Genomic DNA, 12541 nt, shown 5'->3' on the forward strand with positions numbered 1-12541 from the left:
GGGGCGGCATCGCCGCCCCCGCGCCGGTTGCACACGGGTTCAGTATAGCAGAAAGAGCCGACGGATTCAATCTCAGTCGTGATCCCGCTCCGCCTCCAGGATGGTACCGTTCACCGCGTCCAGCTTGTACTCGTACTCCACGCCGCCGCTGCGGAACTCCAGCTCATACTCCAGGCGGCCGTCATCGCGGTCCAGCTCCGCCTTCTGGAAGGTGGCGCTGGAGGCGCTGACGCCGGCGTGCTTGAGGGCGATGGCCTTGGCCTCGTCCACGCTCATGGCAGTACCGGTGGAGGAAGAGGGCGCGTAGTGCTCTGCGTCGTAGTCGTAGTCCAGGACGGTGCCGTCGTCGGCGGCGATCTCGTAGTCGTACTCCTTGTTGCCGGAGTAGAACTCCACCTCGTACACCAGGCGGCCGTCGTCCCAGTCCCGCTCCACCTTCACGAAGGTGGCGTTGGAGGCGCTGACGCCGGCGTGCTTGAGGGCGGCGGACTTGGCGGCCTCCGCGCCGATGTCCTTGGTGGAGCTGCTGGGGATGGTGTAGTTCTCCACGTCGTAGTCCACGCTGCGGATGGTGCCGGTGTAGGCGTCGATGTCGTAGTCGTACTCCTTGTTGCCGGAGTAGAACTCCACCTCGTACTCGGGCTTGCCGTCATCCCAGTCCAGCTCCACCCGGAAGAAGGTGACGTTGGAGTAGCTCAGGCCCGCGTGGTCCAGGGCGATCTCCTTGGCCCGCTCCTTGCCGATGTAGGTACCGGTGGAGGTACCGCCGGAGGTGCTGCTGCCGTCGTCGTTGAGGATGACGGTCTGGGTGTCGTCGTCCCAGTCCACCGTCATGCCGGCCAGCTGGCCCACCGCCCGAATGGGCAGGTAGGTGGAGCCGTTGTAGATGATGGGGTAGACGGCGTTGCCGTTGCCGTCCTTCAGGTTCTGCTCATCGCCGTTGACCTTCACGGTGATGTCGGGGCGGATCTCCGCGGTGACGTTGCGCCGCACCGCGTCGGCAGCGGCAACGCCCACCACCAGAGTGCCCACCAGACCAACCGCCATCAGGGTACGCTTCCAATTCCAATTGTATTTCATCTCGATCCATCCTTTCTGAGTTGACATCCCGGCGTGCTGCCGGGTCTTTTTTGTCCTTTCACCCAGATAACGAAGGAGGGGTCGATTTTATCGCAGGGATTTTAAAAAAATTTTTTTATTTTTTCAGACGGGGAATACGTCGGTGTAGACCAGCACCTGATAGAGCAGGGCCGCGGCCTCCTCCCGGGTGGTGGTCCCCTGGGGCTCGATGTTCTCCAGGTCGTCCCACAGGAGGCTGATGGTGTTGCCAAAGTACCCCTGCTGGCTCAGGGCCAGCAGCCACACCTCGTCCCGGGCCCAGGCGGAGTAGTCCAGCAGGGACACCACCTTGGTGGCGTCAGCCGGCATGGCCTTGGCGTCCTCATAGAAATTGATGTTCAGATACTGGGCCAGCCGCCCCAGAATGGAGATGAACTGCTCGTGGTTCACCGGGTCGTCAGGGCGGAAGGTGCCGTCGCCCACGCCGGACACCAGTCCCATCTTGGCCAGGGCGTTGACGGCGGGGCCGTACCAGCTGTCCATGGACACGTCGGAGAAGGCGCTCTCCCCGCTGGGGACGGTGCAGTTGAGGGCCTGGGCCAGCAGAGCACAGAGCTGGGCCCGGGTCAGGGCGCCCTCGGGCTCAAAGGCCCCGTTGCCGGTGCCGGAGAGGATGTCATAGGTGGCCAGCAGATCGATGGCCTGGGCGTAGGGGCTGTCCTCCGTGTCGGTGAAGGAGCGGTCGGTCACCGTGACGCCGGTGTCCTGGGTGATCTTCTCCACGCTGGTGCTCTGCCAGCCGCTGGAGCCGCCGGTGCCCTCCCACACCTTGGTGGTGGGGGGCAGGGCCTCCAGCAGGGCCGCCATGGCGTCGGCCCACTCCGGCTGGGAGGCCAGATCCTTGTCGATGTACCAGCGCCACTCCAGATCCACCCGGTAATACCCGGTGGTGTCCGAGGTGGGGCTGCTGGCCGAGAGCAGATAGGCCACGTCATCGGCCAGCCCGGCGGGGACCAGCAGGTCGGGGATCACGCCCACCACGTCGTTGGTGGCGCCCTTGTTGGAGAAGAAGCGGTAGGTGGTGATCTTCATGGCGCTGCCGTCGGGGAAGAGGTCGGGGAAATTGGTCTCGTCCATCAGGGTCTGGGCCACACCCTTGCCGTAGGTGCGTTCACCGATGACGATACCGCAGCCCAGATCTCCCACCGCCTTGGAAAAGAGCTCCGAGGAGCTGGCGGTGTAGGGGTCGGAGAGGACGATCACCGGCTCGATGGTCTTGGCCCCGCCCTCACTGGCGAAGGCGTAGTACTTGCCCTGTCCGTCCCGCAGGTATCCCACGGTGCCCGCTCCGGCGAAGAGGCCCACGCTGTCCACCGCCGCCTGGGTGAGACCGCCGCCGTTGCCCCGCAGGTCCACGATCCAGTGGTCCACCTGGCTGCCGTAGGTGGTGATGCCCTCCTCCATATGTCCGGCGGTGTCGCTGCCGAAGGTGGTGCAGGTGATGTAGCCGATGTGGCCGTCCAGCAGGTCGGTGGTGGTGGCGGGGATGACGATGGCCGCCCGGGTCAGGGTCAGCTCATGCTCCGCGCCGTCCCGGAGATAGCGCACAGTCACCTGGGTGCCCTCCTCGCCCTGGATCCAGCCGGTGACGGTCTCCAGCGCCTCCCCGGCCACCTTGTGGCCGTCCACCTGGGTCAGGATGTCTCCCGCCTGGAGCCCCGCGGCCTGGGCCGGGGAGTCCTCCAGGATCACGCTGATCCGAAGGCCCTCCTCGCAGGCGGTGCCGGTGATGCCGATGCCCACGATGTTGCCGTCCTCCATGGAGGCCAGGAATTCCGCGTATTCTTCGGCGGTGAAATACTGGGTGTAGGGGTCGCCCAGCGCCTCCAGCATGGCCTCAATGGTGGTCTGATTGAGCACCTCCGGAGACACCGGATCGATGTAATACTGCTCCAGCAGCTCCCCGGCCTGTTCCACCGTCAGAGCCTGGGCGGGCAGGGCGAGCATCGTAACAGCCAGAACCGCCGCGCTCAGTCGGCGGAGAAGGATTTTTTTCATGGAGTATCGCCTCCTTATTATGTTAACGGTCCAATTCTACAACAGATTGGAGGACCGCACAATCCCCATTTTGGTTTTGTCACCAGATTGTTTCTTTTTGGGCGGCGCCGGGGCAAGAAAAAAACCGGGCTGTTCTCCTTCGAGAACAGCCCGGTTTTTTTGTCGGGTTATGGGATGGGATCACATGATGTGACGGCCGTAGACATAGACGCGGCTGTAATAGCCGGAGTCCAGGTTGTCGATCTGCACGGAATATGTATTGGTGGAGGCGTGGATGAACTGGCCGCCGCCAATGTAGATGCCCACGTGGGACACCGGCTTGGTGGTGTTGGCGCGGAAGAACACCAGGTCGCCGGGCTGCAGCTGGCTCTTGGAGACGGCGGTGCCGTTGGCCAGCTGGTCGGTGGCGGTGCGGTTCAGGGTCACGCCGAAGTGGGCGTACACATACTTGGTGAAGCCGGAGCAGTCAAAGCAGTTGGGGCCGTTGCCGCCGTAGACATAGGGGGTGCCCAGGAACTGCTTGGCATAGGCCACGATCTGCTCCCCGATGCTGGAGCTGGAAGTGGTGGTGGTGGAATCGCCGCGGGAGGTCATAGACTTGACGGTGTCCACATACTCGCTGCTGACATAGCCGGTCTGGCCGTTGTAGGAGATCTTGTACCAGCTGCCGTACACGCCGGTGATCTGGAAGGTGGCGCCGTCCGCCAGAGTGGCGACCTTGGCGTAACCGGTGCCCGGGCCGCTGCGCATGTTCAGAGTCGAACCGCCGGCGCTGACCTGACCATAGCCGATGGCGGCATCGCCCTGAGTGGCGACGGTCAGATACTCACCGGACATGTAGCCCTCCACCGACTGATAGTCTACCTTGTACCAGTTGTTGCCGGCGTCGGCCAGAACGATGACGTTCTCACCCTCGGAAACGGTGGCCAGGATGGTGGAATCGGTGCTGGCCGACTCCCGCAGACGCAGAGCGCTGGTATCAACGGTGCCGACACCGATGCTGGCGGCGGCGGCGCTGGCCATACACAGTCCGGAGACGGCGGCGGTGAGGAGCAGCATGCGCAGGGCCTTGGAACTTCTCATTGGTATGTGACCTCCCATTCTTGAGTCAGGGCCGCCCCGACAGCGGCCGTTGGCGTTTTCTTACGTGTATCCGTGGGGTCTGGCCTTACTTGCCGGCCAGAGCCCGATCCAGCCAGACGGCCGCCACGTCCATGGCGGCGTAGAGGCTGTCCTTTTCGCTCTTCTTGACCACGCGGTCCCGGCTCTTCAGGTCGGGATCGGTGAGCTGGAGCTGGACCAGGACCTTATTGGCCACATCCAGATCCTTGACCTTGCGGGTGCTCATCACCTGGATCATGATGATATACTTATCGGCCATGCTGCCGTAATAGATGAGGTTGTCTTTTCTGCGCAGGGGATGTCCCTTGTAGACCAGCGGTAATTTTTCGCCTGCCATTGCGTACCTCCTGAAAATCGGATTAAAAACTGTAACCAAATTGTAACACATTGTTTCCAGGTTGTCAAACACCAATTGCAATTATGTCACTATTATGTTAAGTTAACGCTTTCCAGGACCAGAGAGGTACTTTTTTGTTACTTTTCCACTTCCAGCACCACCCGGCGCTGGGGATCGGTCATGCGCAGCACCACGGCGGCGGCCTCGGCCCGGGTGAGGGAGTTTTCCGGCCGGAAGGTGCCGGAGGGGTCGGTGCCCACCATCACGCCCGCCCGGACCAGGCGGTAAATGGCCTCCGCCTGGGGGTGCGTTGTGGGCACATCGGGGATGGATTTCACGTCGTTGACCGACTCCAGCGCCTCTTCCGGCAACGCCCGGGCCAGGAGCGCAGCAAACCCGCCCCGGGTCAGCACCGCGCTTCCCTGGGCGGCTGTGGGAGCAACATCCAGGATGCCGTGCTCCAGCGCATAGTTGACATAAGTTTGATACCACGGCGACCCCGCCTTCAGGTCGTCGCTCCCGGCGGCGTGGATGCGGTGGACCCGGGCGGCCAGGGCCACTCCCTCCCACAGGGTCAGGATGCGCTGGGGGGCAAAGGACGTGCCCCCCACCCCCTGCATGAGCCCGGCGTCATAGGCGGCGTACACCTCCGCCTCGTACCAGCTCCCGGCGGGGATGTCGGTGAAGGGCCGCTGCGCCGCCACGGTGCGGCCAATGGCGCTCAGGAGGCTGTACGGCCGGTTTGTCGTGTCCTGGCTCAGCTCCCAGATCATCACGCCCCCCAGCTTCTCCAGGGCGTAATTGGTCTTGGCGGTGATGGTAGGGATGCCGTTATACCAAACTGTGCTGCCCTGGTAGGTCACGCTGTCCCGCTCCCAGGCATTGGGCACCGCCGCCAGCAGGTCCCCGTAGGGCACATACCGGTCCCGGCCGTAGAAGGGCACGCCCAGCACCACCTTGTCCCCGTGGAGGCCCCGCTGTCCGGTCCAGTACTCGGCGGCATAGACGGCGAAGTCGTAGGTGGAGTGCTGAGCGCCGTTCCCGCCCTCGTAGGCCATGACGTTGATCCAGTCCACCGCGTTCAGCACCGCGTCGGTCTGGCCCATGCTGTCCCGGTAGGGGGTGCCCTGGGGGGATACCCCGGCGGGGACCGCCGCAGTCAGGAGCAGCCCCCGGCTGTGGAGGGCGTCGGCCAGCTCCAGCATGAAGGCCTCGTACTGCCGGTATGTACCGTCAGAGATCCGGGGGTACTCCCAGTCCATGTCCACTCCGTCAAAGCCGTACTCCTCGCACATGGCCACGATGGCCTTCACAAAGCGGGTCCGCTTCTCCGCCGTGGCGGTGGCAGAAATGAAGGTGTCGTTGAGGGGGATATTCTGGTAGCTCCAGCCGCCCACCGCCAGGAGCACCTGCACGCCATTGGCGTGGGCCTCTTTTAGGATGCGCCGGGCCAGGCTCTGCCCCTCCAGGGGGAGCAGCCCTCCGTCCTTGGTGGGGATGGCAAAGGCGTAGTTGATGTGGGTGAGGACGTCGTACTGGATCCGGTCCACCTTGTTCGGCTCCCAGTAGGGGTAGTAGCCCACCACCCGGAAGGAGCGCCCGGCCGCATCCGGGCGGATGGGCAAGAGTGCGGCCAGCAGCGCCAGCATCAGGAGCGCAGCCGCGCCCCGGGTTCGTATTCGCATGGTTGTGTTCCTGCCTTTCTCGTTCAATTGCCGCCCATTGTACCAAAAAGGTCCAAAAAAAGCTATGGAAATAGAAGGAACGCCAGCTGGAAGTTCCAACCGGCGTTCTCGAAAAGATTCGGATGTCTCAGCGGCCCTGGATGAGGCGGACGCGGAACACGCCCTCCACCGCCCGCAGGGCGTTCAGGCTGTCCTCCTGCACGGGGGCGTTCAGGTCCACCATGGTGTAGGCGTATTCGCCCCGGGCCTTGTTGGTCATGTGCTCGATGTTGAACCCCGCCCCGGACAGGACGGTGGTCAACTTGAGGAGCATGTTGGGGATGTTGCGGTGCAGCGCGCACACCCGGGGCAGGCCCCCCCGCTCCATGGAGACGTTGGGGAAGTTCACCGAGTTCTGGATGTTGCCGTTTTCCAGGTACTCCCGCAGCTCCTTGGCGGCCATAACGGCGCAGTTGCGCTCGCTCTCCGGGGTGGAGGCCCCCAGATGGGGCAGGGCCACCACATTGGGGGCCTGGACGATCTGGTTGTTGGGGAAGTCGGTGACGTAACGGGCCACCTTGCCGCTCTGGAGGGCGGCGATCATGGCCGTGTCATCCACCAGGCCGCCCCGGGCCAGGTTCACCAGGCGCATGCCGGGCTTGCACAGCTCCAGCACCCGCTCGTTGACGGTGTGCTTGGTGGCGTCCATATAGGGCAGGTGGAGGGTCACATAGTCGGCCCGGCGCCACAGCTCGTCGCAGTCCTGCACGCAGTGGACATGCCGGTCCAGCCGCAGGGCGGTCTGCACCGACAGATAGGGGTCGTAGCCGTAGACCTCCATGCCCAGGGACAGGGCCGCGTTGGCCACCAGCACGCCGATGGCGCCCAGGCCCACCACGCCCAGGGTCTTGCCCGTGATCTCCGGCCCGACGAAGGCCGCCTTGCCCTTCTCCACCACGGCGGAGAGGTCGGCTCCGGCCTGGAACTGCTCCCGCACCCAGGCCGCGCCCCCCACCAGATCGCGGGAGGCCATCAGCAGGGCGGCCAGGGTCAGCTCCTTCACGGCGTTGGCGTTGGCGCCGGGGCTGTTAAAGACCACGATGCCCGCCTGGGCGCAGCGGTCCAGGGGGATGTTGTTGGTGCCCGCGCCCGCCCGGGCGATGGCCCGGAGGGAGGGGTTGAACTCCATCTCGTGGAGGGAGGCCGAGCGGACCAGAATGCCGTCGGGATCGGTCACCTCAGCGCTCACCTGAAAGCCCGCGTCGGTGAGCACTTCCACACCGGCGGGGTCGATCTGATTCATCGTCTGAATGTTATACATGTCGCGGTTCCTCCCTCTCAGTGGCTGCGCTCAAAGGCGCGGATGAAGTCGCACAGCTTCTCCACGCCCTCCACGGGCATGGCGTTGTAGATGGACGCGCGCATGCCGCCCACCAGCCGGTGGCCCTTCAGGTTGGAGAACCCGGCCTCGGTGCTGGCCTTCACGAAGGCGGCGTCCAGCTCGTCGCTGCCGGTGCGGAAGACCACATTCATGTCGGAGCGGGCCTCCTTCTCCACCGGGCAGTGGAACATCCTGGAATCATCCAGCACGTCGTAGAGCATACCGGCGCGGGTCTTTTTGAGCTCCACCATGCCGGCGAGGCCGCCCTGCTCCTGGACCCAGTCCAGCACCAGGCCCAGCATGTAGATGCACCAGCAGGGGGGCGTGTTGTACATGGAGTCCTTCTTGATCATGGTGTCGTAGGAGAGCATCAGCGGGGTGATGGGCATCTCCTGACCCGCCAGGTCCTTCCGGATGAGGACCACGGTGAGTCCAGCGGGGGCCATGTTCTTCTGGGCTCCGGCGAAGATGATGCCGTACTTGCTCACGTCCACCGGCTGGGAGAGGATATCGGAGGACATATCGCACACCAGGGGCACGTCACCGGTCTCGGGGACGTACTTCCACTCGGTGCCGAAGATGGTGTTGTTGGCGCAGTAGTAGAAATAGGAGGCCTCCCGGTCCAGCTTCAGCTCCCCCTGGCCGGGGATACGGGTGTGGTTGCAGTCGGAGGTGTCGGCGGCCAGATGGACCGTGCCGTACTTTCCGGCCTCCTTGGCGGCGATCTTGGCGAAGTTGCCGGTCACGGCGTAGTCGGCCTTCCCGGTGCGGCCCATCAGGTTCAGCGGCACCATGGAGAACTGGGTGGACGCGCCGCCCTGGAGGAACAGGATCTCATGGCTGTCGGGCACCTGCAGCAGGGTGCGCAGCTTGGCCTTGGTGTCCTGGAAGATGCGGTCGAACGCCTTTGAACGGTGACTCATCTCCATGACGGACATACCGGAACCGCCATAGTTGGTGATTTCGGCCCCGGCACGGGTGAGCACCTCCAGCGGAAGCATGGAGGGGCCGGCGGAAAAATTGAAAATGCGTTGGTTTTCCATTTGGATACCCCTTTCATCGGCTGGGCAGATCTGCCCCGTTCTCTCCTCCCGGACAGACGTCCATGGAGGTTGATACGTATTATATCAATTTAATGCGCTAAAATCAAGGCGAAATCTCCAGGATCCCCCTGTTTTTCCACCAATTCGCCTTGAAATTATATCTAAAAAATCAGGCCGCTCCGGCTCGGATTCTGTGCACTCTTTCCAGTGGCGGTCTGTATCTCCGTTCTATGCCGCAGGGGCCCGCCCGGTTCCAACAAAAACGGACCGGCCCCAATTGGGGGCCGGCCCGCCGGAAGGTTGTGAACTTACATCCCCATGTAGGAGAAGTGCATGTAGTCGTGGTAGCCGCTGGAGGCGTCGCTGTCATAGGCCCAGGCGTCGCCGCCCCAGCTCCAGCCGTGCTCGGCAAAGATCCGCACCACCGAGCCGCCGGGGGTGATGGAGTAGGGGTTCACGCCCGGCTGCCAGAGGGAACCCGCCAAGGCCTGTCCGTCCCGGACCTGGTAGTTCTCATTGGAATTGATGTCGATGGCGGTGCCGCAGTTGTGCTCGCCGGTGGCGGTGTCGTCCCGCCAGGAGTAGCCGCCCAGATCATGGATGGGGAACTGCTCGGGGTCGTTGTAGATCTCGGTAAAGATGGCCTTCACGTCCTCAGCGATGGCGGCGTGGACGGAGAAGCTCATGGTGGAGGAGACCTTCTTGCCGCCCGAGAGCTTCCACACCGGCACAGTGACAGTGGTCATGTTGGCCTGGGCGGTGGCCTGGTCGGGGAAACGGCGGATGGAGGTGTCACCGAAGAGAAGCTGATACTTCCGGCTGTTCTCGCCCTGGAATTTCAGCCAGAAATCCTGGGCGTAGAACTCCTCGATGGTCATCTCGCCGCTGCCCAGTTTCCGCTCGGCATCCTCCATGGCCAGCTCGGCCGCGGTGAGCTTGCGGTAGCACACGGTCACCTCGGTGGAGACGGTGCTGAAGGAATACATATAGTCGTCGCTGAAATCATAGCCGTAGGGGTCCTCCAGCGCGGTGTAGCGGTCCCCCACATGCACCGTGGCGGTGTAGGCGGGCTGGATGGCGGCGCCGTTGGTGTCCACCGGGTGGACGAGGACGGTCACTTCCTCACCGTAGTGCTGGTTGTCCACCGTCTCCAGCAGCCCCATCAGCAGCACGGTGCCGTCGGCCCGGGCCAGGGTCTTTTCTCCGGCAAAGGTGCCGTCGCTGGTTCCGTTGATGATGCGGGCCTCATAGAGGGCTTCCACCGCGTCCTGATAGGCCTCGGGGATGGAGTCCCAGTCGCTCAGATCCTTCTGGGCGTCCCGCTCTTCCCAGCCCCACCACCAGCCGCTGCCGGAGCTGCTGCTGTCGGCATCCTCGGGCATGAGGCGGTAGAGGAGCTCGGCGGCCTCCTGGCGGTTGATGGGCGCGCTCAGGGTGTCCAGGCTCACCGGGAGCACATCGTCCTCCCGCAGAAGGCCGGTGTCCAGCGCCGCGTAGTAGCCCCGGTGGTCCCAGTTCTCCCCCGCCGGGGCGGCCTCGTAGTCCGCGCGGTAGAAGGTACGGCCCAGCATGGTCAGGTACTGGCCCCAGGTCAGGGTGCCGCTGGGGTCCATCCGCCCGTCCGGCAGGCCGGAGAGAATGCCCAGGTTGCTGGCCCGGTCCATGTCGTCAAAGGCCCAGTGGGCCTGGTTCAGGTCGGGGTAGTGACCCGCCGCGGCAGCAGGCACGGTCAGGACGGCCAGCAGCGCCGCCCCCGTCAGGACTGCTTTGAAATGCTTCATGGGTATCGCGCTCCTTTCTCTCGCAACTTGAAAAGTATACCATGTTTCTGCTACAATAGCATTAAATCTTGCTAATTTTTTTAAGCTCCGTGCATCCCCGGTTTGCATACGGCGCTTCTCACAAGGAGGCTCCCATCATGCGCGAAAAACTCCGCCGCTGGTGGCCGTGGCTGCTGGCGGCGCTGCTGCTGCTGTCCCTCATCCCCATCCTCTCCCTGGGCCGCTACGCCCGGGCCGCCGCCGACGACTACGGCTACGGTATCTTCACCCATCAGGCCCTCCAGAACGGCCGCGGCTTCCTCCGGGCCATCTGGCACACCGCCACCGGGTACTATGACTCCTGGCAGGGCACCTTTTCCGCCCTGGCCCTCATGTCCCTCACCCCCTGCATCTGGTCCGAGCAGGCCTACTGGCTCACGCCGGTGGTGATGCTCCTGTCCCTGGTGGGGGGCACCCTGCGCCTGTCCCACACCCTCTGCCGCCGTCTGGCCGGCGGGACGGGGCGGCAGGGTCTGGTGGTGGCCACGGCGCTGCTGCTCCCCTCCATCCAGTGCCTGAAAGCCCCCCTCCACAGCTTTTTCTGGTGGAACGGGGCGGTCTACTACACCTTCACTTATGGAATGTTCCTTCTGTATGTGGACTGTCTGGTCCGCCTGCTGCTGGAGGAGCGCCCCGGCCGGGTGGGGATCTGGCTCCCGGGCGTGCTTTTGGGGATCTTTCTGGGCGGGAGCAACTATGTCTCCGCCCTTCTGGCGACCCTGCTGGCGGGGCTCACCCTGTGCTATGCCCTCTTCCTCCGGCGGGAGCGGCTGTGCCCGGCGCTGGCCCTCTTTCTGGCGCTGGCCGTCCCCTTCGCGGTCAGCATCCTGGCCCCCGGCAATCAGGTCCGCCAGGGCTATGAGACCGGTATGCCCCCCTTCGAGGCCATCGGCGCGTCCATCGCCCAGGCCTGGGAGGACTGTCTGGACTGGCCCAACTGGCTGACGCTGGTGTGCTTCCTGGCCCTCATCCCCCTGCTGTGGAAGCTCACCGGGCTGCGGGAGCGCCGTTTCCCCCTGCCGGTCCTCTTCACACTCTTCACCTTCCTCCTCTTCGCCGCCCAGAACACCCCCCACTTCTACGCCGAGTCCATCCCCGGGCCGGAGCGGCTGCGCAACATCATCTACTTCTCCCACTACTGGCTCATCCTGATCAACGAATTTTACTGGCTGGGCTGGGTCCGCCGGGCGGTACTGCCCTGGGTGAAGGACCACCTTCCCGCCGGACGGGCCCCGGCGCGGATCAAGGCGGCCTGGCTGGCTCTGCTGGCGGTGGTCCTGCTGGGGTGGCTGCCCCACTACTGGCCGGAGCTCACCGCAGTGCGCTGCTCCGCCGCCCTCGCCGACGGCTCCGCCGTGGCCTACGCCCAAGAGCGGGACGCGCGCATCCCCGCTCTGCTGGACCCGGAGGTCACCGATCCCCGCTTTGAACCCCTGGAACACCGACCGGCGCTCCTCTATCTTGGGGACATCACCGCCAATCCCTCCGACTGGCACAACAACACCATGGCCGTCTTTTACGGCAAGCACTCGGTGGCTCTGAAGTCCTGAGCGCGTAAAACTTGAAAACAGATGGTAATCAAAACCGAACGGTGCCTTGGCACCGTCCGGTTTTCCACTTATCCACATTGTCCACCGACTTTTCCACATCTTGCGTGCACCCAGATACCAACCACCAAATCCTGTGTTTCTTCCCCTTTTCTCGCCCACATTCGCCCGGCGGACAGGGCGATTTTCCGGCGAAACAGGCCGTATTCATCCGTACCGCCAAAATACAAAAAACACGCGCCGCGGCATAAGCCGCGGCGCGTGTTTTCAGCCGATTGCGGTCAGTTCTTGCAGCCGCTGGCGCCCAGCTGGAAGGAAGCGCACTGGGTGCCGGCGCAGGACTTGGTGTTGCTCTCGCAGCAGCCCACCTTGATCTCGTTCAGGGTGCAGTAGTCCTGGGCGCAGTGGTGGGAGCAGTTGGTGACCGAGCACTTGATGCTGTGGTTGGGGTTCTGATTCATGTTCATGGGAACAGTCCTCCTTTTCCGGTGATAGTCCCAGTATGTCCCC

General features: G+C 63.9%; 10 protein-coding genes. 1 reads left to right on the forward strand and 9 read right to left on the reverse strand.

From position 1 onward, the window contains the following. Positions 1–72: 72 nt before the first annotated feature. The 8 genes from B5G43_RS11200 to B5G43_RS11235 all read right to left on the reverse strand — a co-directional run bounded on the left by B5G43_RS11200 (position 73) and on the right by B5G43_RS11235 (position 10445). Positions 73–1080: a PepSY domain-containing protein gene (locus B5G43_RS11200; RefSeq protein WP_158097417.1), complete on the reverse strand. Its 1008-nt coding sequence runs from the start codon at positions 1078–1080 to the stop codon at positions 73–75. A gap of 123 nt (positions 1081–1203) precedes the next feature. Continuing rightward, positions 1204–3117, reverse strand: coding sequence for a S41 family peptidase (locus B5G43_RS11205; RefSeq protein ID WP_087261358.1), 1914 nt, complete (start codon positions 3115–3117; stop codon positions 1204–1206). A 180-nt stretch (positions 3118–3297) separates the two neighbouring features. After that, on the reverse strand, positions 3298–4200 hold the full coding sequence (locus tag B5G43_RS11210) for a C40 family peptidase (RefSeq protein ID WP_087261361.1): 903 nt from the start codon (positions 4198–4200) through the stop codon (positions 3298–3300). 85 nt (positions 4201–4285) lie between these two features. Continuing rightward, entirely contained in the window at positions 4286–4576 is a 291-nt protein-coding gene (locus tag B5G43_RS11215; RefSeq protein ID WP_087261364.1) for a hypothetical protein, read from the reverse strand. A 137-nt stretch (positions 4577–4713) separates the two neighbouring features. Continuing rightward, on the reverse strand, positions 4714–6261 hold the full coding sequence (locus B5G43_RS11220) for a glycosyl hydrolase family 18 protein (RefSeq protein ID WP_087261367.1): 1548 nt from the start codon (positions 6259–6261) through the stop codon (positions 4714–4716). Between the two features lie 127 nt (positions 6262–6388). Next, positions 6389–7561: a phosphoglycerate dehydrogenase gene (locus B5G43_RS11225; protein WP_087261370.1), complete on the reverse strand. Its 1173-nt coding sequence runs from the start codon at positions 7559–7561 to the stop codon at positions 6389–6391. A gap of 17 nt (positions 7562–7578) precedes the next feature. After that, positions 7579–8664 (reverse strand): 3-phosphoserine/phosphohydroxythreonine transaminase, encoded by a 1086-nt coding sequence (gene serC / locus B5G43_RS11230; RefSeq protein ID WP_087261374.1) that lies wholly within the window; start codon positions 8662–8664, stop codon positions 7579–7581. A gap of 308 nt (positions 8665–8972) precedes the next feature. Next, on the reverse strand, positions 8973–10445 hold the full coding sequence (locus B5G43_RS11235) for an S-layer homology domain-containing protein (protein WP_087261377.1): 1473 nt from the start codon (positions 10443–10445) through the stop codon (positions 8973–8975). Between the two features lie 137 nt (positions 10446–10582). Here B5G43_RS11235 and B5G43_RS11240 point away from each other — a divergent pair, with 137 nt between their 5' ends. Beyond that, positions 10583–12034: a DUF6056 family protein gene (locus B5G43_RS11240; RefSeq protein WP_087261381.1), complete on the forward strand. Its 1452-nt coding sequence runs from the start codon at positions 10583–10585 to the stop codon at positions 12032–12034. A 278-nt stretch (positions 12035–12312) separates the two neighbouring features. Here the strand turns inward: B5G43_RS11240 and B5G43_RS11245 are convergent, their stop codons facing one another. Then, positions 12313–12492, reverse strand: a complete 180-nt coding sequence (locus B5G43_RS11245; RefSeq protein ID WP_087261505.1) for a DUF1540 domain-containing protein — start codon at positions 12490–12492, stop codon at positions 12313–12315. Between the last annotated feature and the right edge of the window lie 49 nt (positions 12493–12541).

The organism is Flavonifractor sp. An92 (assembly GCF_002159175.1).
Lineage (GTDB): Bacteria > Bacillota > Clostridia > Oscillospirales > Oscillospiraceae > Pseudoflavonifractor_A.